Raw genomic sequence first — 23998 nt, 5'->3', positions numbered from 1 at the left:
GATCCTCTAGCTGTTTATAGAGATTTCAGAGTACCTTTTGGTAGCACTGCTGTAACGAAGTCTTTCTTGATAACTACTTCGTTGTTTGCGTTCAGTTCGATAGCAACGTAGTCGCTGTCTTCAGCAATCTTAGTGATCTTGCCGATTAGGCCGCCGCTTGTAAGAACTTCATCGCCTTTGCCCATAGAAGACATAAGGTTCTTGTGCTCTTTAACACGCTTAGCTTGTGGACGGTAGATCATGAAGTAGAAGATCACAGCGAACATACCTAGCATGATAAGCATTTCGAAACCGCCGCCTGCTGGTGCACCTTCTGCTGCTGCGTGAGCTTGAGAAATAAACATTTAAAACATCCTCTATTTATATTTTCGTAATTGTTTGTCTAATTGGGTTGCATCCCTTTATTTTCAAGCCCCATCACTCGGAAGAGAGATAGGGCTCGCAAAAAAGAAATACTAAGATTCTTTACCTAGTGGTGGCACTTCACGCCCCATTCTTGCGTAGAACTCTGCAACGAACTCTTCAAAGCGGTCTTCATCGATAGACTGACGAATGTCTGACATTACTCGTTGGTAGAAACGCAGGTTATGAATCGTGTTCAGTCGAGCACCTAGGATTTCGTTACAACGATCCAAATGGTGTAAGTACGACTTGCTGTAGTTCTTACAAGTGTAACAGTCACACTCTGAATCTAGTGGTGTTGTATCGGTTTTATGCTTCGCATTACGGATCTTGATCACACCTTCAGTCACAAACAGGTGGCCGTTACGTGCATTTCGCGTTGGCATTACACAGTCAAACATGTCGATACCACGACGAACACCTTCAACTAGGTCTTCTGGTTTGCCTACGCCCATTAGGTAACGTGGCTTATCTTCCGGCAGTTGAGGACATGTGTGTTCAAGAATACGGTGCATGTCTTCTTTTGGTTCGCCTACTGCTAGACCACCAACTGCGTAACCATCAAAACCAATTTCAGTTAGGCCTTTAACAGATACATCACGAAGGTCTTCGTACACACCACCTTGAACGATACCGAATAGTGAGTTCGGGTTTTCAAGTTTGTCGAAGTGGTTACGTGAACGCTCAGCCCAACGAAGAGACATCTCCATTGAGTCTTTTGCTTCTTTGTGTGTCGCTGGGTAAGGCGTACACTCGTCAAAGATCATTACGATGTCTGAACCTAAGTCTTTTTGGATTTCCATAGACTTCTCAGCGTCCATGAAGATCTTGTCACCGTTTACAGGGTTACGGAAGTGAACACCCTCTTCAGTGATCTTACGCATTGCACCTAGGCTGAATACTTGGAAACCGCCTGAATCAGTCAGAATAGGACCGTGCCAGTTCATGAAATCGTGCAGGTCACCGTGCAGTTTCATGATTTCTTGACCAGGACGTAGCCATAGGTGGAATGTGTTACCTAATAGGATTTCAGCGCCTGTGTCTTTCACTTCTTCAGGTGTCATACCTTTTACAGTACCGTAAGTACCTACAGGCATGAATGCTGGGGTTTCAACGGTACCGCGTTCAAACTGAAGTTGACCACGACGTGCGCCGCTATTAGTTTTTTTAAGTTCGTATTTTAATTTCACGAAGCCTCCAATATGCCAGAGAAACAATCTGACTGTTAATTCAGAACCTTAAGCCAAACAAAAGTTCAGTCCAGTGAGTTCTATGAGGAGCGGTCGCGTATTCCTTGCGAGAGATTAGACAGACACCCTGCCCGACTCCTAGCTTACTGCTAGCACCCGTAAATTCTTATGTATATCGTTTATAACTAGCTTAAATTAGCTTATTTTCTTATTGATGAACATGGCATCACCGTAGCTGAAGAAACGATATTCGCTCTTCACTGCGTGATCGTATGCGCCCATCACATTGTCGTAACCTGCAAATGCACTCACCAACATAATCAGCGTTGATTCTGGTAAGTGGAAATTGGTAATCAAGCAATCCACCAACTGGTATTCGTAACCAGGGAAGATAAAGATTTCAGTGTCACCAAAGAAAGGAACCAACTCTGTGCCTTTCTTCAACGCATCTTGCGCTGCACTTTCTAGTGAGCGTACTGATGTTGTACCAACGGCAATAATACGACCGCCACGAGCTTTTGCTGCAGCTACGGCGTCAACCACTTCTTGCGGGACTTCAACGTACTCAGCATGCATGTGGTGATCATTTATATTATCGACTTTTACTGGCTGGAACGTACCAGCACCAACGTGAAGCGTCACATAAGCAAATTCGACACCTTTTTCTTTCATGTCAGCCATTAGCTTGTCATCAAAGTGCAGGCCTGCTGTTGGCGCAGCAACCGCTCCCGGCTTCTCATTATAGACAGTCTGGTAACGCTCTTTATCTGCGTCTTCATCTGGACGATCGATATAAGGAGGTAGCGGCATATGACCAACACTGTTCAGAATCTCTAAAACGCTTTGATCGGATGTGAAATGGATTTCGAATAACGCATCGTGACGCGCCACCATTTCAGCTTCATATTCATCGTTCTCACCAAGGAACAACTTGGTACCCGGCTTCGGTGATTTAGAACAACGAACATGCGCAAGAATGCTTTTCTCATCAAGCATACGCTCAACCAGCACTTCAAGCTTACCGCCTGATGCCTTGCGACCAAATACACGAGCAGGAATCACTCGAGTATTATTGAAAACAACAAGATCGCCTGGTTCAACCAAGTCTAAAACGTCTTTAAACGAACCATCTGTCAGGTTGCCATTATTGCCGTCTAATTTAAGCAGACGGCTTGCTGTACGCTCTTCTTGAGGATAGCGAGCAATAAGTTCATCTGGTAGGTCAAAGTGAAAATCTGAAACTTGCATGTGTCTAGTCTTGTCTTAGTTGATGAGATTTGTGCCGTTGACGAATCATCAATCGTAGTTGCTGAACAATGGTTACGGTAAGTCAATCATTACCGGAAACACATCGCAAACACGACTAAAAATTTCGCAGTGGGCTAGTATAGGCACACGAGCCGCAATAGCAAGGTTTACAGCAATGGATTATTGTAAAGAGGCGTAAAATAATGCTACTAACTCACCTCCTTAAACTAAAGAATTAGTTGCATAAAACTCACCCAAAAATGCGTCAGATCTCAGTTATTTTTAGGATAAAAAACTATAGTAATAGCAACAAAATAAAAAAGAAGGAGGTTCGTATGATCAAGGTTGAAGATATGATGACTCGCAACCCTCATACCCTATTGCGCTCACACTCACTGGCCGATGCTAAGCACATGATGGAAGCGCTTGATATCCGCCATATTCCGGTCGTTGATTCCGATAGAAAGCTACTCGGTGTTGTCACACAACGAGACGTTCTAGCCGCTCAAGAATCCAGCCTACAAAACATCCCACAAGCTCAATCTTTTACTCTTGCTACTCCCCTCAACGACATCATGCACAAAAGTGTTATGTCAGTAGAGCCACGTGCAGGATTAAAAGAATCGGCTATCTATATGCAGAAACATAAAGTGGGCTGTTTACCTGTCGTAGAAAACCACGAACTAGTAGGCATTATCACCGACAGTGACTTCGTCACCATCGCGATTAACTTGCTTGAACTGCAAGAAGAAGTCGAGCCAGAAGAAGCTGAAGTAGAGTAACGCTCGGAATTGATATAAAGAAGAGCGGCCAATTCAGCCGCTCAGAGGGATTGTTGTCGCAGCGGATTATTATAGAAGCTCAGATACCACATCCGCTAATTGATGGAATGTCTCACGACGCGAAGAGCTTGGTCGCCAGACAAGGCCAATATCTCGGTAGGCCTGCTGACCAGGAGGATCGATCACAACGAGATTCTGGTTTTCCAATAAACCGTGGTCGATCGCCATTTGCGGAATAAAGGTGGTTCCTAAACCATTGGCCACCATTTGCACCAATGTGTGAAGGCTCGTCGCCGTGAACGGGTTGATCTTCTCTTTATCCGTTAACTTACAAGCCGACACAGCATGCTCGGTTAAGCAATGCTCGTTCTCCAACAAAAATACAGATTCGTCTGGCAGGTCATCGTATTTAATCGGAACGCGAATACCATCAGCTTGATTGCGACTGATCACCATCCGGAAAGGGTCTTGCCCAACAACTTGGCTTTCCATATTGTCGATATCGACAGGCAAAGCCAGAATCAGCACATCTAAGTCTCCATGACGCAGCGCAGCCAATAGGTTGGTCGTTGTGTCTTCACGTAACAGCAAATTTAATTGTGGAAAGCGCTGGTTGGCTTCCTGTACCAAATCGCACAAAAGGAACGGCGCTATAGTAGGAATACACCCGACTCGCAGCTGCCCTTGCATCGCATCCCCGTTACATAGATTTCCAAGCTCTACGAGATCTTGTCCTTTCGCTAGTAGCTCTCGACCGTGCTTGACCACCAGCTCACCTGCTTGCGTGAAAACTAGCGGGCTCTTTTTATCTTTCTTCTCATAAAGCGGGCAACCAATCAGCTCTTCTAGGTTTTGAATGCCTTTACTTAGCGTAGATTGACTGACGAAACAGCGATCTGCGGCATCACTGAAATGACGAGTTTCGTGAAGAGTAACAAGATAGTGAAGTTGCTTAAGACTTGGCCATTTATTCATGAAATTACTTTGTAATATGAGTAGGATAAGTTAGGTAAAGGTCATTCGACCTAAGGACAGGACAAAGAATAAGCTTATCGCTTTTTTCGATTAACTTAATCTATTTAATTCGCTTTTTTCTATAGTACCGATTGTACTATAGTTTGTCCCGTAGAAACGGAGCCCAAACAAAGATGTGTTGGGCCAACTAATTTTTTAGGAGATTCCAAAATGGTACTAGTAGGTCGTCAAGCCCCTGACTTTACTGCAGCAGCTGTTCTAGGTAACGGTGAGATCGTTGATAACTTCAACTTCGCAGAATTCACTAAAGGTAAGAAAGCTGTAGTTTTCTTCTACCCACTAGACTTCACTTTCGTTTGTCCTTCAGAGCTAATCGCTTTCGACAACCGTCTTGAAGATTTCCAAGCTAAAGGCGTTGAAGTAATCGGTGTTTCTATCGATTCTCAATTCTCTCACAACGCATGGCGTAACACTGCTATCGCTGATGGCGGTATTGGTCAAGTTAAATACCCTCTAATTGCTGACGTTAAGCACGAGATCTGCAAAGCATACGATGTTGAGCACCCAGAAGCAGGCGTTGCTTTCCGTGGTTCTTTCCTAATCGACGCTGACGGTCTTGTACGTCACCAAGTAGTTAACGATCTTCCACTAGGTCGTAACATCGACGAAATGCTACGCATGGTAGACGCACTAAACTTCCACGAGAAGAACGGTGAAGTTTGTCCTGCACAATGGGAAGAAGGTAAATCAGGTATGGACGCATCTCCAAAAGGTGTTGCAGCATTCCTATCTGAGCACGCTGACGACCTAAGCAAGTAATTACCTCTTAAGCCCGAACTCAACGCGGGTTAATGGTTGGAAGACTCTCTATTAAAGAGACATAAAGCATAAGCTAATAGCGCAAAGCGCACCGCCAATCAGTTAAGAAGTAAAGTCCTATTAAAAGCCCGAAGTTAACGCTTCGGGCTTTTTGTTTTCCCCCTCCTCGCTCCCCTAGACTGACTCTTGTAATAGATAATTGAGGTAGCGATAAACCTAAACTTTACCTCTATTTTCCCTTATCCCCATCTATTCAGAATCACACCTAGATTGCTATTATTTCATCAGTATCTTTTTGAACGGATAAACACGATGAACACCGAAATTGAAGTCTGTATCGATAACTTAGAATCTCTTCATACCGCACTATCTGGTGGCGCGAATCGAATTGAGCTTTGCTCTTCATTAGCACTTGGCGGATTAACTCCAAGCTTCGGAATGATGAAACAAGCGGCAATAGTTTCGTCGGTTCCGGTCTACGCTATGATACGCCCAAGACAAGGCGACTTCATTTTCGATAACGACGATATGCTCTGTATGCTTGAAGATATTGAAGCTTGCGCAAATGCAGGATTGGATGGGGTCGTACTTGGTGTGTTAGCGCCGAACGGAAGTATTGATATGCCAAAGATGCAACAACTGGCTGACAAAGCGCACTCGTTAAAGCTTGGGATTACCTTCCACAGAGCCATCGATCAAAGCTCTGATTTCCAAGCAGCATTAGAACAAATCATTACACTTGGATGCGAAAGAGTCCTGACATCAGGGCTTGCTGCTAATGCTGAGCAAGGTATCGATGTATTGGCTGCAATGGTCAAACAAGCCGATGGACGAATTGATATCATGGCGGGGGCTGGCGTTAACGCTGCGAATGCCAAAATGATTCAAAGCGCTACCCAAGTACCTGCTCTTCACCTTTCAGGTAAATCGACAAGGCCGAGTCTAATGGAAAACAACTCAAGTGCTCAAATGGGCAGTGATAATATTGATGATTATCAGATCCCAGTGACAGATGCGAGTAAGATATCTGATGTGAGAGCCGCCCTCACCGCTTAGGGCAATAGTCGCCAGCATAAATCCAGAGAACCTCGCTGACTAATCTAACTGACTGACGTATATTAGATTTAATAGCGCAGAAAATTTTCATGGATAGATATGGCTAAAGACTTATTCAGCTCTCTTGATTTAAACCTGTTACGAAGCAAAACATGTTTGGAAGAAACCAAATCCACGGCTTTCAGGCTGAAATTGGCGTGGCAAGTTATGACGGTACGAAAACGCGCTCAGGCGAAGTAGAAGAGAAAACAACACATGGTATAAGCCTAGGCGGGGCCTACGTTTACCAAGCGACACCAATGCTTGGATTACGTGCTGGTGTTGATATGAATATTTTTGATCACAACAAAACCTTTGTGCCTTACGACACAACGGTCAATTTCAATCTTGGTGCCATTATTAGCTTCTAAAGATAAGCTCTATTTTAGTGCGTCATCAAGGCTTTGATCACCGAGGTGACGTACATCTTTACCCTTCACAAAGTAAATAATGTATTCGCAGATATTTTGGCAGCGGTCTCCCACTCGCTCAATCGCACGAGCTGACCACATCACCTGCAAAATATTAGGGATGTTCTTAGGGTCTTCCATCATATAGGTCATTAACTGACGAATAACGGCTTCGTATTCCGCATCCAACTTATCATCAAGTTTGTGAACTTCAGCAGCCGCATCAACATCCATACGAGCAAAAGCATCTAACACTTGGTGAAGCATGGTGATTGCCTGACGGCAAAGAGGCTCTAACGAAACATGGAATTTTTGCTCTTTGGTTGAAGGGATCTCAATAGCACCTTGCGCAATTTTAGAAGCAACATCGCCAATACGTTCCAGATCGGTAATCGTTTTGATGATCGCCATAATCAAACGCAGATCCTTCGCTGTCGGCTGACGCTTTGCAATGATTCGAGTACAAGCCTCATCAATCGACACTTCCATCGCATTCACTTTGTGGTCATCACGAATCACTTTTTTGGCCAATTCAACATCGTCTTTATGAAGCGCCTGCATTGCAAACGAGAGTTGCTGCTCCACTAACCCGCCCATGGTCAATACATGAGTACGGATCGATTCTAACTCGACATTGAATTGCCCTGAAATGTGGCGACCGAAATGCATACTTGCTCCTTGAAAGAAATGAAGAAAGCCATTTTTGTAGAGTGACTTAGCTCTAGATGACACCTTTGGAGAGGTTAGCCATATCTACCAGTAATGTAGTCTTCCGTCTGGTTTTTCAATGGAGACGTAAAAATTGAGTCCGTATCTGAGTACTCGATCAATTTTCCCATATGAATAAAGGCAGTATGGTCACTCACACGCGCCGCTTGTTGCATGTTATGAGTAACAATAACCACGGTGTATTGGGTCTTCAGTTCATTGATCAACTCTTCAATCGTCAAAGTAGAAATCGGATCGAGTGCCGAGGTCGGCTCATCTAATAAAAGCACTTCAGGTTCGATAGCAACCGCACGAGCGATAACCAAACGCTGCTGTTGACCACCCGACAAACCAAAGGCGTTCTCATGCAAACGGTCTTTCACTTCATCCCATAACGCAGCTGCACGCAGAGAGCGCTCAACCGCATCATCAAGGTCTCGACTGTTGCTCACGCCTTGTAGCCTCAAACCATAAACCACATTCTCATAGATAGATTTAGGAAAAGGGTTCGGTCGCTGAAATACCATGCCGACACGGCGTCTTAAGGTCGCAACATCCACTTTAGGGTGATACACGTTCTTGCCATGAAGCTTCACTTTCCCGGAAACCTTACAGCCTTCAACAAGATCGTTCATGCGATTAATGCAGCGCAGAAGAGTCGACTTACCACACCCTGATGGGCCGATAAACGCGGTCACCTGCCCCTTAGGGATCTGCATTGAAATATCATCGAGTGCTTGGCTCTCTTTATAATAAAGATTCAGCCCTTCAATCGAGATAGCAATTTGCTCATCCTTCAGGTTGTGTACATCAAGTGGTGCTTGGTAACCCAAGGTTTCATTAATCGAGAACATCTAATCTTGTCCTAAGGTTCGGTATTTTTCACGCAAGTTATTACGGATATTGATAGCGGTTAAGTTCAAGCCAACAATCACCGTAACCAGTAAAAATGAAGTCGCATACACTAAAGGTCGTGCCGCTTCGATATTAGAGGTTTGAAAACCAACATCATAGATATGAAAGCCTAAATGCATGAACTTTCTATCTAAGTGTAAATACGGAAACTGACCATCGACTGGCAAGCTAGATGCCAATTTAACAACACCCACCAGCATAAGTGGTGCAACTTCCCCCGCGGCTCTCGCGATTGCCAAAATTAAACCAGTGATAATCGCTGGGCTTGCCATCGGTAAAACAATGCGCCAAAGCGTCTCAAATTGAGTCGCACCAAGCGCTAATGAACCGTGCCTCACTGCACTAGGAATACGCGTTAAGCCCTCTTCCGTGGTTACGATAACGACTGGAAGCGTCAAGACCGCTAAGGTTAGTGCTGACCAAAGTAGACCCGGCGTACCAAATGTCGGTGCTGGCAATCGCTCTGCATAGAACAACGTATCAATCGAGCCACCAATGGTATAGACGAAAAAGCCTAAACCAAAAACGCCATACACAATCGACGGTACACCCGCCAAGTTAATCACGGCGATACGAATTAAACGTGTTAGTGCGTTGTTTTTTGCGTATTCATGAAGATATATCGCAGCGACCACGCCAAGAGGCATCACGACGATCGACATGAGAATAACCAACAGTACTGTACCGAAAATGGCAGGGAATACACCGCCTTCAGAGTTTGAGTCTCGTGGGTTCTCTGATAAGAATTTCCAAACTTGTTTGCCCCAGTGCCCAACCTTTTCTAGGTAAGACATATTATTTGGGTACCAATAATCCAGAATGTGGCTGAGCGAGATCTCGACCAGCTCGCCTGTCATATCCTCAACCAGCAAGCTTTCGACATTAAGTTGCGTTCTAAGGTGCTCAAGCTTAACTTCGGCTTCACCTAACTGGCGGTTTAATTCCAGTTTAGTTTGAGTATAGGTTGTAAGGTATTCATCACTCACTGACTCATTGAGTTCAAGCTTACGCTTTTCTAAGCGCAGGTTTTCCAATTGCCAGCTGATATTACGAATTTCTTGGTTCACGACACGCGACGTTTCTTTACGTAACGTATCAGCGAACGCCAAGCCTTGTTCGAGCTTTTGGTCTATGTTCGAATCAAAGGTGCCAGAAGCGGTTTTAAAACCCACCGGCTTACCAAAGAAATAACCACCTCGACTTCGTTCAATCACAACCCAATCTAGCGGGGTAGTGGGTTCACGTAAGTTAACATCCAGAATAGAAACAAAGTCCGCAGGGTACAGTTCTCTGTTAGCAACTTTGATGCTTAAGCGCTGTATCAGCCCAGTCGACAAATTTTGAGGAGACAAAAGGTCATGGACTTGTGGAACTTGCTCTATCGGGATGTATTTTCGTTCATATAACTGACCAACCAATACATCTTGTTTTGATACGGTTTCGTCAAGATCGACCACTAGCGATAAGTCTTTGGAGTCAACTTGCCATTGATACAAAGGTGCGGGCCAAAAATAGGTTAAGCCCTTCCAACCAATCAGCAGCATTAGGCCAAGAACAGAAAGCATACTGATGCTCACCGCCCCGCCCGTAAGCCAGATCCACGGAGAGCCCGATTTAACCCAAGATAATAATGACTTCAGTTTATTCATCATGATCGACCTTGCTCTTGGCGTGCTGAAATCAAGGAGCTGCAAAGATCAAGAGACACGCTAGTCAAGCCACTAAAAGCCATTGATACACATTGAGGCAAACCTTTAAAACTACAGCGCACGATATTTATCTCTCAGTCTTTGTCTAACCCACTCAGCAACTGAGTTCACCGCGAATGTAAAGATAAACAGCAAGAGTGCAGCCAAGAACAGCAAGCGGAAATGAGAACCACCCACTTCTGATTCTGGCAGCTCAACAGCAATCGTTGCCGATAAAGTTCTCATCCCTTCCAAAACATTCCAGTCAAGAATTGGGGTGTTACCTGTCGCCATCAAGACGATCATGGTTTCACCAACTGCTCGCCCTAGGCCCATCATAACCGCAGAAAAGATACCTGGACTCGCCGTCAATAGCACCACATAAATAAGCGTCTGCCACGCCGTCGCACCCAACGCTAATGACCCATCAGACAAATGTTTAGGTACAGAGAAAATAGCATCTTCAGCAATAGTGAAAATCGTTGGGATGACCGCAAAGCCCATAGCAAAACCAACCACTAGCGCATTGCGTTGGTCAAAATCGATACCATAGCTAGCCAAGAAGGTACGAATATCACCACCAAATAACAAGGCTTCAATGTTGTTTCCACCAGCAAACACCGCAACCACTGTAATCACCAATACCGGAATCAATATCAGAGCATGCCAACCGTTAGAGAAGCGACCCGTTACCCTCTTCGGTAAACAGAACCAAACAAGTCCAGTCAACAGTGTGCTCAGTGGTAATAGCATCATTAATGAGAAGACAGCCGTTAAATGTGTTTCAACGATTGGAGCAAACCAAAGCCCAGCCAAAAATCCGATGATCACGGTTGGAAGAGCTTCCATCAGCTCTATCGAAGGCTTCACCACTCTTCGCATGCGTGGAGACATAAAATAAGCGGTGTAAATAGCTCCGAGCACAGCAACCGGCACGGCAAACATCATCGCAAACAGAGCTGCTTTGATAGTACCGAATGTGATAGGTACTAAACTGAATTTCTCTTCAAAGTCATCATTCGCCGACGTTGATTGCCAAACGTATTGCGGCTCAGGGTAACTTTCATACCAGACCTTTTGCCAAAGCGATGAGAATGATATTTGTGGGTATTCATTATCGACCTTAGCCACACTGATGGTGCCATCAATCAGCGTCGCCAGATGCAGTTCATTGGCAGACATAGCCGCTAATTGTGGTGATTTATCAAATGCACGCTCGAACAGCGACAGTTTTTCACTGGTCGTATAGTGGCTTTGTAATGTGCCGTTCTTATAGAAGCTATAAAAACCCTTTCTATAAGTATCAGGCAAAATAAATTGCACTTGTTCAGCAAGTTGGAAGTCTCGAATATGGGTCAGGCTACGCTTTTCATCTTTGAGTACATCGAACCACTGAGAAACCTGTCCGTCCTCATGCGTAACCAACAGTGAATAAGCTCCAGACAGTAAATCGATACTTTTCACCGAGTGCTTCGCATCATTCAAGCTAAGATCAATCACTTCACGAACATTGAAGCCGCTATCTGATAGCTTCAAAACCACTAAATCCGATTGGGCTCGGAGATATAAGGTTTGGCCATCAGGTGTGACTAACAACTGTTGCTGCAAGCCCAACTTATCCGATAACCATTGGCTCTTCTGAAAAACATACTGACCCGTAACATCACTTTGGTACCACTTCACTAAGACTCGTTGGTCACTTAGCTGAGCGGCAACCGTGATACCACGTCCATTCTTAGAGAACGCGAATTTTTCGATCGTCGCCCCATTTGAGGGTTCATCATTTAAAAATGGTTCTGGGAGATCGATTTGCTCAATTTTAGGATCGGCTTCACTGCCCTTTTGCAGCACAGGCGCACTATACTCAGGATAGAAAAAAGTAAGGTTGCTTGCACTATCGGCAAAGGCAAACCAGTTTTCTGATGGGGTATTTCGAGAGAAGGCAACAGGATTGGCTAAAACATTTCGCTCAAAGTAAGAGTGTGTATTTTGAGACTCTAAATCCCAAAACTGCACCAAGCCAGATTTTTCGATAGTAAATGCATGCTGACCGTATTCATCAACAGATAAGGCGATAGGCTTTTCTACAGCAACGGTCTTTACGGCTTGGTCTGTCTCTAAACCAGTATCAGAAAACACCGGTAAAATGACCATCGCCAAGTAAACAAAGATCAATACCAGAGCAGCTAGAACACTGACCGCGCCACATGTCACCGAAAAACGGACGAGACGATCTTTCAACCATCTTTTTTTGTCACGCTCTTTCAATGAAAATTGGGCTGAAGCCATCTGTTTATCTACCTTTTTTTAGCTACTGACATAATATGTACGTTAGATGACAATTATATTACAAGTTACGTTAAACAACTGAAACTAATAACAAGTTTGTTGACCATATTTCTTAAAGTAAGATCATAGATTTTGTGAATTTTGTCATTCTAAATTAAAGTAATCAGCTCTATAGCCAGCACTCAAGGATTATCATCTCGATGGAAAAAGACTATGTCACAAAAGAACTTAGCTGGTTATCCTTCAATGAAAGAGTGCTCCAAGAAGCAGCCGACAAGTCAGTGCCCTTAATCGAAAGAGTTCGTTTTTTAGGTATTTACTCAAAAAACCTCGATGAGTTTTACAAAGTCCGATTTGCTGACGTGAAACGAAAGATCTTACTTCAAGATCCACAGCTAACCTCCAACTCGCCGAAAAGCCTACTGACTAAAATGCAGAGCAAAGCAAGCAAGCTCGATGCTCAATTCCATGAACTGTATAACGACTTGCTATTGGAATTGGTACGCAATCGTATTTTTCTGGTCAACGAACAACAAATCAGCGAAGAACAAAGTGGCTGGATAAAAAAGTACTTTAAGAAAAAAGTGCTGCCACACTTAACTCCGATTCTCTTGAACGAAGATAGCCAGTTACTTAATATTCTCAAAGATGAACAAAGTTACTTAGCCATCGACATCGAGCGTGATGCATCATCTCAATATGTCTTACTCGAAATCCCATCAGAAGCACTCCCTCGATTTGTTAAGTTACCGGAAACTTCGGGTTCGCAGCGTACAACTTTGATCTTGTTAGATAATATAGTTCGATTTTGTTTGGATGACTTACTTAAAGGATTCTTTGAGTATGACTCATTGCGTTGTTTTGCGATAAAAATGACACGTGATGCCGATTATGATCTGCAAGAGGACAATGAAAATAACCTATTAGAATCGATGTCTTTAGGTTTAGAACAGCGCTTAACGGCACTGCCGATACGTCTGATCTATGAATCTGAAATGCCAACTGAAATGCTCAACTTCTTACAAGTCAGACTTAAACTGTCTGACTATGACAGTGTCATCGCAGGTGGTCGCTATCATAACTTCAAACATTTCTCTGAGTTCCCAAGCCTTAACCGACGTGATTTAGTTAATCGTCCTCTACCCGCGATTAAGTGCGCGCATTTCAGCCATTACCCAAACTATTTCGAAGCGATCAAAGCTCGCGACATCTTACTGCATTATCCTTATCACACCTTTAGTCACATCACTGAACTGGTTAGGCAGGCTTCCTTTGACCCGAAGGTAACCTCCATCAAAATAAACGTTTACCGTGTTGCGGAAGGCTCAAAACTCCTCAGCTCGATCATCGATGCGGCGCACAGTGGCAAAAAGGTCACTGTGGTTGTCGAGCTGCAAGCACGCTTTGATGAGCAAGCCAACATTCAATGGACCAAGAAACTTCAAGAAGCGGGTGTAAAAGTCATCCATGGCATCCCAAGTTTGAAGATCCATTCCAAGTTGCTGCTCATCAAACGAAAAGAAGGCAAGCATACCGAGCATTATGCCCATATTGGCACTGGCAACTTCCATGAAGTTACAGCGCGCGTGTATACCGATTTTTCTCTGCTCACTGCGAATGAAGATTTGACTCAAGAGGTGAGACAAGTCTTTAAGTATATTGAAAACCCTTATCAAAAGTCCCAGTTCAAGCAACTGATTGTGTCACCAAAGAATACTAGAAAACGTCTGTACCAATTGATAGATAATGAAATACAAAACGCGATAGAAGGTAAACCTGCAAGCATCACTCTAAAACTCAACAACTTGGTCGATCGAGAGATCATTGAAAAGCTCTATCAGGCTAGCCAAGCCAATGTAAAAGTGAGAATGGTCATTCGCGGCATGTGCTCTCTTGTCCCTGGCATACCCAACATCAGTGATCATATTGAGATAGTCAGTGTGGTCGATCGTTTCCTCGAACATCCGAGAGTGATGATATTTGGTAACGCTGGAAAGCCGAAGGTCTATATATCTTCCGCTGACTGGATGACACGAAATTTTGATCACCGCATCGAAGTTGCAGCTCCAATTTTAGATCCAAATATCAAGCAAACCATTATCGATATCACCGAATTTCATTTCGATGACAGCAACAAAGCTCGAGTGCTAGACCAAGCGATGAGCAACCCTTACATAGAAGCACCAGCAAACCAACTCGAATACCCGACGTCACAACTCTCCACTTACCACTATATTAAACGTATGGAGAAACTTGCTCGCAAGAAGTACAAACAAGAGAAGAAATCATGCCGCTAATTGATAACAAACATTCTCGATGTATTGCCGCTATCGACTTGGGTTCGAACAGCTTTCACATGGTGGTTGCCCGAGTATTCGATCAACACCTGCAATTAGTCAGCAGACACAAACAGAAAGTGAGATTAGGTGATGGATTGGATGAACGTAACGTCCTATCTGAAAGCGCTATCGAGCGAGGCCTAGAATGCCTCAAGGTGTTCGCAGAACGACTGGCGGATTTTGAGCTTGATGATGTCAGAGTTGTTGCGACTCATACCCTAAGAAAAGCCAAAAACGCTAAAGACTTCTTAGAGCAAGCCAAGCCACTGTTTCCTTTTCCAATAGAGATCATTTCCGGTCAAGAAGAAGCTCGAATAATCTATAACGGAGCAGAACACACTCAAACCGCTTCTGAATCTAAGTTGGTTATTGATATCGGTGGAGGGAGTACGGAACTCGTCGCCGGACAAGGCTTTACTCCTCTAATTATGCGCAGTTTACCGATGGGATGCGTCAACTTCACTCAACGTTTCTTTGCTGACGAAGGGCTAACTTCGCGACACTTCTCAGATGCTTATACCGCAGCTACTCGTCTATTGATGCCATTGATTGAAGAATACACAAAAGCCCCTTGGGAAATCGCTTTTGGCTCATCTGGTAGCACGAAATCAATAAAAGAAGTACTCATTGGCTTAGGGTTCACCGATGGTCTCATTACGCCCCAACGCCTGTCCTATTTAAAGAATCACTTATGTGAGTTTTCATCATCCAACACCGTAAATCTTTCAGGCTTAAGTGATGAGAGAAAGCCTGTGTTTGCTGCAGGCGTCACCATTCTTTCAGCAGCAATGGATACGCTAGACATCAAGGAGTTACATTTTTCTGATGGTGCCCTGAGAGAAGGCGTTCTTTATGACATGGAGGATAGGTTTAAAGATATTGATATTCGAACAAGAACTGCCGAAACGCTCGTCTCTCGATACCATGTAGACGTAACTCATGGCGAGAAAGTGAAAGTGCTCGCTCTTTCATTGCTGAAACAAGTACAGCCTCAAGTGACAACTGCGGTCACTAATGAGCTGTATGATCTGCTTGGTTGGGCTGCAGTACTTCATGAGGTAGGACAAAGCATTGCATTCCAAGGCTATCACCGCCATTCGGCTTATCTGCTTAAGCATACGACAATGCCAGGCTTTAATACTGAGCAACAACGCCTTATATCAGCATTGGTTCGCTATCAAAGAAAAGCGCTCAAACTACAAGATTTGCCGGAACTTTCTCTGTTTACTCAGCAACAAGTCACCCTGCTGATTCGTATATTGAGACTCGCTATCTTACTCAACCGTCAGCGAAATCAAGCACTGGCCCCAGACGTGACTCTAACGATTGAACAACAGGATAACTGGGAATTGAAAGGAACTAACAGCGATTGGTTGACCCAAAACCAACTGCTTGATTATGAGCTCAGAGAAGAGCAACAACGTTGGAAAAATGCAGAATGGTCGTTGCAGCTAAAATAACGAACAGTCAAAATAAAAACAGCTTGCGACGCGCAAGCTGTTCATACGTTTTTTTCTAAGTTTGTCGTAGCCTGAATTAGAGCCCGACTTTTGCCAATTCTTGCTCTGCGAACTCAGACGGTATCGCTAAATAACCATCTTTCTCTACAAGTTCTTGTCCTTGCTTTGAGAACACAAAAGTGAGGAACTCTCTTTCAACGGGAGAAAGCGGTTTATCTGGGTGTTTGTTCACGTATACGTAAAGAAAGCGTGATAGAGGGTAATCACCGCTCAAGATATTCGCTCGAGTCGGCTCTACATAATCAGAACCATGCTCAGCAATAGGAATTAACTTAACGCCAGCGACACGATAGCCAATACCTGAGTAACCTATGCCGCTGATTGATGATGCGACCGACTGTACAACCGATGCAGAACCTGGCTGCTCATTGACTCGGTTCTTAAAGTCACCACCACATAGTGCGTTTTGTTTGAAATAGCCATAGGTTCCCGAAACGGAATTGCGCCCAAACAACTGGAATCGATGTTTCGCCCATGGCTGATCGATTCCGAGATCTTGCCAGTTATTGAGGGGCCTTGTTGCTCCGCAGCGTAATGTCTCAGAAAAAATGCCATCAATCTGACGAAAGTTAAGCCCTTCAATAGGATTATCTCGGTGGACAAACAGCCCGATTGCGTCAATAGCGACTCGCAGTGCTGTTGGCTTATATCCATGCTCCCTTTCAAATGCTTCAATTTCTCGCAGGCGCATCGGACGACTCATTGGCCCTAGATGTGCAGTCCCTTCGGTTAAGGCTGGAGGAGCAGTAGAAGAACCCGATGCTTGGACTTGAGCGTTAACATTTGGGTAGTAGGACTTGAACTCTTCCACCCATAACGTCGTCATACCCGCTAAGGTATCCGAACCGACCGATAATAAGCTCCCAGAAATTCCCGGAACCTTAGAATAATCAGGAAGAGAATCGACACCCTGTTCGGCATGCACAGGGTTAACTAAAGCAAACGCTAATAATGAGCTGACTGGAAAATGCATCCTGCGTATCGAACAACTCATGATACGGTCAGTCGATTTGGTAAAGTAAAATGGAAACGACTGCCGACGCCCACTTCACTTTGAATTTCGAGATGTGAATCGTGGTGGCTAAGCGCATGCTTTACAATCGCTAATCCAAGACCACTACCACCGGTATCACGAGAGCGGGCTTTATCTACACGATAGAAGCGCTCTGTGAGTCGATGTAAGTGTTGAGGCTCAATACCATCACCAGTATCTGACACATCTAAGCACGCGCCTTGGCTGGTTTGATACCAACGCACTTTGACCGTTGCACCTGCGGGTGTGTATTTAACCGCGTTATAAACCAAATTCGATATCGCACTTCTCAATTGGTCTTCATCGGCAAGAACTCGTAGGCTCTTATCGATATCAAACTCAAGCTTATGTTCGCGCTCACCGCTAAGGCTCGCCGCTTCTTTCTCAAGAACCTCAAGCATCGCCGGAACGTTGACCACTTCATCCAACTCATGCATTGGCGCCGCTTCAATTTTCGAAAGCGTGAGTAGTTGATTAACCAAACTGTTCATTCGATTGAGCTGCTCAGTCATTACGCCATGCGCCTTGGTCCACATTGGGCCAACGATCATGTCTGGATCTTCGGTCATTTCAAGGTAACCTTGAAGGACGGTCATCGGCGTACGCAATTCATGAGAAACGTTAGCGAAGAAGTTACGGCGCATGCCTTCTAACTGCTTAAGCTGGGTCACATCACGTACCACCATCAGGTGTTCACCCTCGGTATACGGCACAATACGCAGCTCGAGCATACGCTCCACATTCAATGGAGAAGGCATCTCTAATGGCTCAGAGAAATCTTGCTTATTAAGGTACTTAATAAAATCTGGAGTACGAATCAAATTCGAGATCGGTTGACCTGAATCATCTGGCCAACGAAAGCCCAGCAAATACTGAGCTAGCTTGTTACACCAAACGATATTGCCTTCACCGCGAAATACCACAACGGCATCGGGAAGCGATTCTGCACCGTTACGGAAACGGCGGATAAGGTTAGTCAGTTCTTTGCGTTTGCGACGCTGTCTCTGCTGCATACGATAAATACCGTTAAACAGAGATTCCCAGTTCCCAGAGCCTGAAGGTGGAGTTAGACGCTTCTCATCCCACAGCCATGCGGACAAACGCATTTGGTTGTGTAGATGCCAGCCGAGCTGCAATACCGTAGCAGCCAGCAGCAACCAAGGTAGGTAACCGAATATCCATCCGACTAAAACCCATGGTGCGTAAAAAAAAGCCAGCTCCCAAGCCAGCTTTTTCCAGGTTAACTTTTCAACCATTCAGGACTCCGTAAACTGGGCAGCGAAGCCACATTAAGCCTTTGTAGAAAAACGGTAGCCAGCGCCACGAACCGTTTGGATTAGCTTATCGTGACCTGCAGACTCAAGCGCTTTACGCAGGCGTCGAATATGTACATCAACCGTTCGGTCTTCAACGTAAACATTGGTACCCCAAACGTTGTTAAGCAGCTGCTCTCGGCTGTACACACGCTCTTGGTGAGTCATAAAGAAATGCAGCATTTTGAACTCTGTTGGTCCCATATCAACTGGACCTTCGCTTGCGGTAACACGATGAGATACTGGGTCTAGCTTAAGACCTTGTACATCAATCACATCTTCTAGTGCAGTAGGCGTTACACGGCGGATAACCGCTTTCAGGCGAGCAACGAGCTCTTTGGGTGAAAATGGCTTGGTGATGTAATCATCAGCACCCACTTCTAAACCACGCACCTTATCTTCTTCTTCACCACGAGCTGTTAGCATCACCACTGGGATGTTGCGAGTTAACTCTTCACGCTTCATGTGCTTGATAAAGTTTATCCCGCTACCACCAGGTAGCATCCAATCTAGTAATACTAGATCTGGGAAAGGTTCACATAGCTTGTTTACCGCTGTATCGTAATCTTCAGCCTCTACTGCTTGGTAGCCTTTTTGTTCAAGTACAAAACACAGCATCTCACGAATAGGTGCTTCATCTTCAACGACCAGAATCCTTCTCGACATAATTGAATAGCCTTTGTATTTAATCAACGCATTGCATTATCTGAGTTAATTATGACACTTTTGTGACCTTTGAAAACAAATTTTCATATAACTGTCTCAAACGTTTCACTTTATAATTTTTGATACAGAGCTAAGGACAAATCGAATTAGATCTCATATCATGAGGCACTTCTAAAAAGGTATGAGAAAAATATATGTGGTTTAAAAATTGCCTAGTCTATCGCTTCAACCGTGATATTGATTTCAACGCAGATCAGCTAGAGAAACAACTTGAAGAATTCCGCTTTACTCCTTGTGGTAGCCAAGACAAACAGAAGTTTGGTTGGGTACACGCAATGGGTAGACATGGCGATATGATGACGCACGTATCAGAAAACCGCATTCTTATCTGTGCAAAGAAAGAAGAGAAAATGCTACCCGCTTCTGTGATCAAAGAATCATTGAACGCAAAAGTAGAAACGCTTGAGGCAGAGTCTGGTACCCCTCTGAAAAAGAAAGAGAAAGACAGCCTAAAAGAAGACATCATCATTGATCTACTTCCTCGAGCATTCAGCCGCAGCAACTTCACTTACGCGCTGATCATGCCAAAAGAAGGTTTCATTGTGGTTGATGCGAGCAGCTACAAAAAAGCAGAAGATGTATTAGCATTGCTACGTAAGACAATGGGTAGCCTGCCAGTAGTGCCAGCTATCCCAGAGCAAGCGATCGAAACGACTCTTACAGAATGGGTGAAATCAGGTGATACGCCACAAGGCATCACTATGCTTGATGAAGCAGAACTAAAATCTATTCAAGAAGACGGCGGTATTGTTCGAGTTAAGAAACAAGAACTAGAAGCTGATGAGATTAAAAACCACATCGAAGCCAATAAGATGGTGACGAAACTTCTTATCAACTGGCAAGACCGTATTGAATTCATTCTTGCAGAAGATGGCAGCATCAAACGCCTAAAATTCAGTGATGAGCTCAAAGACGAAAACGACGATATTCCTCGTGAAGATCAAGCTGCGCGTTTTGATGCGGACTTCTCTCTACTTTGTGGTGAGTTCAGTGTTTTCCTTCCAAACCTATTTGAATCATTAGGCGGGTTAACTCAACCTAACGCTTAATCAGTCAAACTATAGGCTCAGGTGCTAACGGTATCTGAGCTTATTTCTCACTAAGTTCTCACTTATATCTGCCTCTAGACCCTCTTGTTAATGTCATTGCTATCTTTAGGGCTATCAACCAAACTCATTTTAGCGTAAAATTTGCGCCCCTTTGATATCACTTGGTGGTATCAACCTGACTTGAGATCAGATTAGAGAACGAAGCAATGACTACACAAAAACCATTTGTACCTGAACTATTATCACCGGCAGGAAGCCTCAAAAACATGCGTTACGCATTCGCCTACGGCGCAGATGCAGTATACGCAGGCCAGCCACGTTACAGCCTTCGTGTTCGTAACAACGAGTTCAATCACGAAAACCTACAAATCGGTATCGATGAAGCTCATGCTCAAGGCAAAAAGTTATATGTTGTATGTAACATTCAGCCGCACAACTCTAAATTAAAAACATTCATTCGCGACCTCAAACCAGTTGTAGACATGGGCCCTGACGCGCTTATCATGTCAGATCCTGGTCTTATCATGATGGTTCGTGAAGCATTCCCTGAAATGCCAATCCATCTTTCTGTTCAAGCAAACGCAGTAAACTGGGCGACCGTTAAGTTCTGGTCAACTCAAGGCGTTGAGCGTGTGATCTTATCTCGTGAGCTATCGCTTGAAGAGATCGAAGAGATTCGCGAACACTGCCCAGAAACAGAGCTAGAGATCTTTGTTCACGGAGCTCTTTGCATGGCTTACTCAGGCCGTTGTCTGCTTTCTGGTTACATGAACAAGCGCGATCCAAACCAAGGTACTTGCACCAACGCTTGCCGCTGGGAATACAAAACAGAAGCAGCGAAAGAAGACGAAAACGGTCAGATCGTTGAAGCAAACCCTACTGGTGTTGCTATTCAAGAAGTAGAAACGCAAGACATTGAAGTTCAAGATGAGCGTCCAGACAACACACTAGGCCTTGGTAAACCAACAGACGAAGTGGTTCTGCTTTCTGAATCACACAAGCCAGAAGAGAAAATGGCAGCGTTTGAAGATGAGCATGGTACTTACATCATGAACTCAAAAGACCTTCGTGCAATCCAACACGTTGAGCGCCTAACGAAGATGGGTGTTCACTCTCTGAAGATTGAAGGTCGTACTAAGTCTTTCTACTACTGTGCACGTACTGCTCAGGTTTACCGTAAAGCTATTGACGATGCAGTGGCAGGCAAACCATTCGATGAAAGCCTAATGGGTACACTAGAGAGCCTAGCTCACCGTGGTTACACTGAAGGCTTCTTACGTCGCCATACACACGATACATACCAAAACTACGAGTACGGTTACTCTATCTCTGACACTCAACAGTTTGTTGGTGAGTTCACAGGTAAGCGCCGTGGTGACCTAGCGGAAGTAGAAGTGAAGAACAAGTTCCTAGTAGGCGACAGCTTAGAAATGATGACACCGAAAGGTAACGTTGTTTTCAAACTAGAAGTTATGGAAAACCGCAAATCTGAAGCGGTCGACGATGCGAAAGGTAACGGTCACTTTGTATTTATTCCTGTACCAGCAGATCTAGATCTAGAGTACGGCTTGCTGATGCGTAACTTGAGCGAAGGCCAAGATACACGTAACGCATCAGGCAAATAATTTTTACTTAAGCGACTTACTTGAGAAGAAAATAATGGCTCTGTTAATTACTGACAAGTGCATAAACTGCGATATGTGTGATCCTGAATGCCCAAATGGTGCAATCACTATGGGCGACAGCATCTTCGAGATCGATCCTGATTTATGTACAGAGTGTAAAGGTCACTATGAAAAGCCAACATGTCAGTCAGTGTGTCCGATTACAAAATGCATCATCACTGACCCAAACCATATTGAAACTGATGACGAGCTACTTGAGAAGTTTGTTATCATTCAAGGCTTGACCTAAAAGAAGAAAGGTTCAACTTAACCATAAGTTGAACCTTTTTTTTCATCCTGATTTTCCGATTGGATAAATATTGCAGAAGAGCTCTTTTTCAAATTGATATTCGAGTCGTTCTCGCCAGTTTATTGATTGAGCTATAGGAACAAGATAAAAGTTTTCCCTGCTGGTATCGGTCACAAATGCCATTCCATACTGCATCAATTCATAGTGAACATCATTTACGAAACTAGGGTCTAAACGTTGTCTGCCTGTTAGCTGATTGATGTCATCTCTTGAAATTGAAATACCCGAGCTTTCAGCGTTGAACCTATGTCTTAACCATTCTGAAAATTCCTTCGCACAAATCATAGTCATAGTCTTATCCTTGAATTATCTATCGACGGGTATCAGACTCTGATTTCGCATACTGCATATAAGCCGCATCTTTCACCCCAAAACACTCAATCCCTGACCAAACCTTGTCAAATTCGCCATCGCCCTTGCTGATACCGTTATTGCTTTTATTAATATCAAACGATGTTCTTAATCTCGTGTTTATAAACTCTAGACAAAAGTGTGATATTTCTCCAGTTTTAGAGTCGAAAAAACCAGTGGCAGTACCACTGTAAAAAGCCTCGATGAACAGGATTACTTATTCGATATCAAGGCCAAACACTGACTTGGCATCACTTTAACTTTTTTCTTTTTCTTTTTCTTAGTTTTCGCTACTTTTTTAGGAGGTGGAACTGGAACAGTCTTTGGAGCCCAACTTGCAAGTTCATCTCCACAACCGTCACCTTTAGGAGGGCTCGCTTGAGCTATGCAGTTTGAACTGCCTTCAGGACACTTTAAACGAACGTGGAAGTGGGAGTGGTGTCCCCACCAAGGTCTTATTTTGCCTAACCAAGCTCTATCATTAGCGTCAGAGTTTTCTTGTTCACAAAGGGTTTGCTTGATCACTGGATGAACAAAAATACGCACCACTTTTTCATCTTTCGCCGCATAACGAATAACTTGAAAATGATCATCGGTCCAATTCGATTCACGCAATTTGTAGTTGGTAAGATCCACAACGCTCACAGGTTTAGGCACAGCTAATTCGTTCTCTGACAACCTCTTACTGGTTAACCTTAGCCATATATCAATATCTAACCCTGTTTGATGACTTGAATGACCTGAAGAAAAGCGCCCTCCTCTGGGAAGAGAAATATCACCGATCAATAAATTAGTATTGAGCTTCTCGCTGGTCGTGACTCCTAACCTCTCAATAAACTTTATAGCTTCTGTATGGCCATAGTAGCGCTCTCTTTGAGGGCGAATGATCTGATACCCCAAACCATTAATAGGCAAAGCCTGCGCGCCGTCTAGACAGCCATTGGCATAGCTTCCAATTGATGAGGGTGAATTTCTAGTAGGGTGACTCTCTTTTTCCCACGAAGTTGCTGATAGAGAAAATGAACAAAAGAATACAACCAGTGCAAAAAAGAACCTCATAATAATCCCAAATTACTGACGCTTACTCATTATATTAGTCGCCATTTAGGATTAGGTGCATATCGTACTTAAGTTTTTGGTGGTAGCTAGTGAATTATACCAATTAAAGTAAA

Annotated in this window: 21 protein-coding genes and 1 pseudogene; 9 read left to right on the top strand and 13 right to left on the bottom strand. The window is 44.1% G+C overall.

The window, feature by feature from the left end:
• Positions 1-14: 14 nt before the first annotated feature.
• The 3 genes from yajC to queA form a co-directional block, all read right to left on the bottom strand.
• Entirely contained in the window at positions 15-344 is a 330-nt protein-coding gene (gene yajC / locus AB4154_RS00400; RefSeq protein WP_010440492.1) for a preprotein translocase subunit YajC, read from the bottom strand.
• Between the two features lie 111 nt (positions 345-455).
• Positions 456-1592 carry a tRNA guanosine(34) transglycosylase Tgt gene (gene tgt, locus AB4154_RS00395; RefSeq protein ID WP_107899069.1) on the bottom strand — a complete coding sequence of 379 codons (1137 nt, stop codon included), beginning with the start codon at positions 1590-1592 and terminating at the stop codon, positions 456-458.
• 195 nt (positions 1593-1787) lie between these two features.
• Complete coding sequence (gene queA, locus AB4154_RS00390) at positions 1788-2840, bottom strand: tRNA preQ1(34) S-adenosylmethionine ribosyltransferase-isomerase QueA (protein WP_372121920.1); 1053 nt, start codon at positions 2838-2840, stop codon at positions 1788-1790.
• A gap of 335 nt (positions 2841-3175) precedes the next feature.
• Here queA and AB4154_RS00385 point away from each other — a divergent pair, with 335 nt between their 5' ends.
• On the top strand, positions 3176-3622 hold the full coding sequence (locus tag AB4154_RS00385; RefSeq protein ID WP_017070674.1) for a CBS domain-containing protein: 447 nt from the start codon (positions 3176-3178) through the stop codon (positions 3620-3622).
• Positions 3623-3691: 69 nt separating this feature from the next.
• On the opposite strand, the gene AB4154_RS00380 is transcribed toward AB4154_RS00385, so the two are convergent.
• On the bottom strand, positions 3692-4597 hold the full coding sequence (locus tag AB4154_RS00380) for a hydrogen peroxide-inducible genes activator (protein ID WP_017062525.1): 906 nt from the start codon (positions 4595-4597) through the stop codon (positions 3692-3694).
• Positions 4598-4807: 210 nt separating this feature from the next.
• On the opposite strand from AB4154_RS00380, the gene AB4154_RS00375 reads away from it, so the two are divergent.
• The 3 genes and pseudogenes from AB4154_RS00375 to AB4154_RS00365 form a co-directional block, all read left to right on the top strand.
• Complete coding sequence (locus tag AB4154_RS00375) at positions 4808-5416, top strand: peroxiredoxin C (protein ID WP_017062526.1); 609 nt, start codon at positions 4808-4810, stop codon at positions 5414-5416.
• 312 nt (positions 5417-5728) lie between these two features.
• Positions 5729-6472, top strand: coding sequence for a copper homeostasis protein CutC (locus AB4154_RS00370; protein WP_017062527.1), 744 nt, complete (start codon positions 5729-5731; stop codon positions 6470-6472).
• Positions 6473-6618: 146 nt separating this feature from the next.
• Positions 6619-6882 (top strand): annotated as a pseudogene (locus AB4154_RS00365) (hypothetical protein); the annotation flags it as partial.
• A gap of 9 nt (positions 6883-6891) precedes the next feature.
• Here AB4154_RS00365 and phoU read toward each other — a convergent pair.
• The 4 genes from phoU to AB4154_RS00345 all read right to left on the bottom strand — a co-directional run bounded on the left by phoU (position 6892) and on the right by AB4154_RS00345 (position 12521).
• On the bottom strand, positions 6892-7590 hold the full coding sequence (gene phoU, locus AB4154_RS00360) for a phosphate signaling complex protein PhoU (RefSeq protein ID WP_009848270.1): 699 nt from the start codon (positions 7588-7590) through the stop codon (positions 6892-6894).
• 74 nt (positions 7591-7664) lie between these two features.
• Positions 7665-8483: a phosphate ABC transporter ATP-binding protein PstB gene (gene pstB / locus AB4154_RS00355; protein WP_004735071.1), complete on the bottom strand. Its 819-nt coding sequence runs from the start codon at positions 8481-8483 to the stop codon at positions 7665-7667.
• Complete coding sequence (pstA, locus tag AB4154_RS00350) at positions 8484-10193, bottom strand: phosphate ABC transporter permease PstA (protein WP_050619859.1); 1710 nt, start codon at positions 10191-10193, stop codon at positions 8484-8486.
• Between the two features lie 111 nt (positions 10194-10304).
• On the bottom strand, positions 10305-12521 hold the full coding sequence (locus AB4154_RS00345) for an ABC transporter permease subunit (RefSeq protein WP_372121918.1): 2217 nt from the start codon (positions 12519-12521) through the stop codon (positions 10305-10307).
• 200 nt (positions 12522-12721) lie between these two features.
• On the opposite strand from AB4154_RS00345, the gene ppk1 reads away from it, so the two are divergent.
• The gene (gene ppk1, locus AB4154_RS00340) at positions 12722-14818 is read left to right on the top strand and encodes a polyphosphate kinase 1 (RefSeq protein WP_372121916.1); all 2097 of its coding nucleotides are present in this window, start codon (positions 12722-12724) and stop codon (positions 14816-14818) included.
• Positions 14809-16320: an exopolyphosphatase gene (gene ppx / locus AB4154_RS00335; protein ID WP_372121914.1), complete on the top strand. Its 1512-nt coding sequence runs from the start codon at positions 14809-14811 to the stop codon at positions 16318-16320. The genes ppk1 and ppx overlap by 10 nt, the downstream gene beginning before the upstream one ends.
• A 76-nt stretch (positions 16321-16396) precedes the next feature.
• On the opposite strand, the gene AB4154_RS00330 is transcribed toward ppx, so the two are convergent.
• Genes AB4154_RS00330 through phoB form a run of 3 tightly spaced genes read right to left on the bottom strand, consistent with a single transcriptional unit; the run spans position 16397 to position 19392 of the window.
• Positions 16397-17374 (bottom strand): PstS family phosphate ABC transporter substrate-binding protein, encoded by a 978-nt coding sequence (locus AB4154_RS00330; protein WP_032548820.1) that lies wholly within the window; start codon positions 17372-17374, stop codon positions 16397-16399.
• Complete coding sequence (gene phoR, locus AB4154_RS00325) at positions 17371-18669, bottom strand: phosphate regulon sensor histidine kinase PhoR (protein WP_004740365.1); 1299 nt, start codon at positions 18667-18669, stop codon at positions 17371-17373. Before phoR ends, AB4154_RS00330 begins: the two co-directional genes overlap by 4 nt.
• Before the next feature lie 33 nt (positions 18670-18702).
• Positions 18703-19392, bottom strand: coding sequence for a phosphate regulon transcriptional regulator PhoB (gene phoB / locus AB4154_RS00320; RefSeq protein ID WP_004735064.1), 690 nt, complete (start codon positions 19390-19392; stop codon positions 18703-18705).
• A gap of 194 nt (positions 19393-19586) precedes the next feature.
• Between phoB and rdgC the strand changes: the two genes are divergently transcribed.
• From rdgC to AB4154_RS00305, 3 genes are all read left to right on the top strand, one after another.
• The gene (rdgC, locus tag AB4154_RS00315) at positions 19587-20501 is read left to right on the top strand and encodes a recombination-associated protein RdgC (RefSeq protein WP_017062534.1); all 915 of its coding nucleotides are present in this window, start codon (positions 19587-19589) and stop codon (positions 20499-20501) included.
• Positions 20502-20707: 206 nt separating this feature from the next.
• Positions 20708-22126, top strand: coding sequence for a tRNA 5-hydroxyuridine modification protein YegQ (yegQ, locus tag AB4154_RS00310; RefSeq protein ID WP_017062848.1), 1419 nt, complete (start codon positions 20708-20710; stop codon positions 22124-22126).
• 34 nt (positions 22127-22160) lie between these two features.
• Positions 22161-22415 (top strand): YfhL family 4Fe-4S dicluster ferredoxin, encoded by a 255-nt coding sequence (locus AB4154_RS00305; RefSeq protein WP_004735061.1) that lies wholly within the window; start codon positions 22161-22163, stop codon positions 22413-22415.
• A gap of 42 nt (positions 22416-22457) precedes the next feature.
• Here the strand turns inward: AB4154_RS00305 and AB4154_RS00300 are convergent, their stop codons facing one another.
• Together AB4154_RS00300 and mepA are read right to left on the bottom strand one after the other, a co-directional pair.
• Positions 22458-22766: a hypothetical protein gene (locus tag AB4154_RS00300; RefSeq protein WP_017062536.1), complete on the bottom strand. Its 309-nt coding sequence runs from the start codon at positions 22764-22766 to the stop codon at positions 22458-22460.
• 273 nt (positions 22767-23039) lie between these two features.
• Positions 23040-23885: a penicillin-insensitive murein endopeptidase gene (gene mepA / locus AB4154_RS00295; protein WP_136974062.1), complete on the bottom strand. Its 846-nt coding sequence runs from the start codon at positions 23883-23885 to the stop codon at positions 23040-23042.
• Positions 23886-23998 lie beyond the last annotated feature (113 nt).

Origin of the sequence: Vibrio sp. 10N.286.51.B11 (assembly GCF_041469245.1) — a bacterium.
In the GTDB taxonomy this organism is placed as follows: Bacteria; Pseudomonadota; Gammaproteobacteria; order Enterobacterales; family Vibrionaceae; genus Vibrio; species Vibrio crassostreae_C.
This window is presented reverse-complemented; position numbering and strand designations above follow the sequence as displayed.

Excerpts from the sequence above, each read along its gene's own strand:
- phoB (WP_004735064.1), bottom strand. The coding sequence starts at position 19,392 with ATGTCGAGAAGGATTCTGGTCGTTGAAGATGAAGCACCTATTCGTGAG.
- ppx (WP_372121914.1), top strand. The coding sequence starts at position 14,809 with ATGCCGCTAATTGATAACAAACATTCTCGATGTATTGCCGCTATCGAC.
- pstB (WP_004735071.1), bottom strand. The coding sequence starts at position 8,483 with ATGTTCTCGATTAATGAAACCTTGGGTTACCAAGCACCACTTGATGTA.
- mepA (WP_136974062.1), bottom strand. The coding sequence starts at position 23,885 with ATGAGGTTCTTTTTTGCACTGGTTGTATTCTTTTGTTCATTTTCTCTA.
- queA (WP_372121920.1), bottom strand. The coding sequence starts at position 2,840 with ATGCAAGTTTCAGATTTTCACTTTGACCTACCAGATGAACTTATTGCT.
- pstA (WP_050619859.1), bottom strand. The coding sequence starts at position 10,193 with ATGAATAAACTGAAGTCATTATTATCTTGGGTTAAATCGGGCTCTCCG.
- ppk1 (WP_372121916.1), top strand. The coding sequence starts at position 12,722 with ATGGAAAAAGACTATGTCACAAAAGAACTTAGCTGGTTATCCTTCAAT.
- yegQ (WP_017062848.1), top strand. The coding sequence starts at position 20,708 with ATGACTACACAAAAACCATTTGTACCTGAACTATTATCACCGGCAGGA.
- AB4154_RS00385 (WP_017070674.1), top strand. The coding sequence starts at position 3,176 with ATGATCAAGGTTGAAGATATGATGACTCGCAACCCTCATACCCTATTG.
- AB4154_RS00370 (WP_017062527.1), top strand. The coding sequence starts at position 5,729 with ATGAACACCGAAATTGAAGTCTGTATCGATAACTTAGAATCTCTTCAT.
- AB4154_RS00305 (WP_004735061.1), top strand. The coding sequence starts at position 22,161 with ATGGCTCTGTTAATTACTGACAAGTGCATAAACTGCGATATGTGTGAT.
- AB4154_RS00330 (WP_032548820.1), bottom strand. The coding sequence starts at position 17,374 with ATGAGTTGTTCGATACGCAGGATGCATTTTCCAGTCAGCTCATTATTA.
- phoR (WP_004740365.1), bottom strand. The coding sequence starts at position 18,669 with ATGGTTGAAAAGTTAACCTGGAAAAAGCTGGCTTGGGAGCTGGCTTTT.
- phoU (WP_009848270.1), bottom strand. The coding sequence starts at position 7,590 with ATGCATTTCGGTCGCCACATTTCAGGGCAATTCAATGTCGAGTTAGAA.
- rdgC (WP_017062534.1), top strand. The coding sequence starts at position 19,587 with ATGTGGTTTAAAAATTGCCTAGTCTATCGCTTCAACCGTGATATTGAT.
- AB4154_RS00380 (WP_017062525.1), bottom strand. The coding sequence starts at position 4,597 with ATGAATAAATGGCCAAGTCTTAAGCAACTTCACTATCTTGTTACTCTT.
- AB4154_RS00300 (WP_017062536.1), bottom strand. The coding sequence starts at position 22,766 with ATGACTATGATTTGTGCGAAGGAATTTTCAGAATGGTTAAGACATAGG.
- AB4154_RS00345 (WP_372121918.1), bottom strand. The coding sequence starts at position 12,521 with ATGGCTTCAGCCCAATTTTCATTGAAAGAGCGTGACAAAAAAAGATGG.
- yajC (WP_010440492.1), bottom strand. The coding sequence starts at position 344 with ATGTTTATTTCTCAAGCTCACGCAGCAGCAGAAGGTGCACCAGCAGGC.
- AB4154_RS00375 (WP_017062526.1), top strand. The coding sequence starts at position 4,808 with ATGGTACTAGTAGGTCGTCAAGCCCCTGACTTTACTGCAGCAGCTGTT.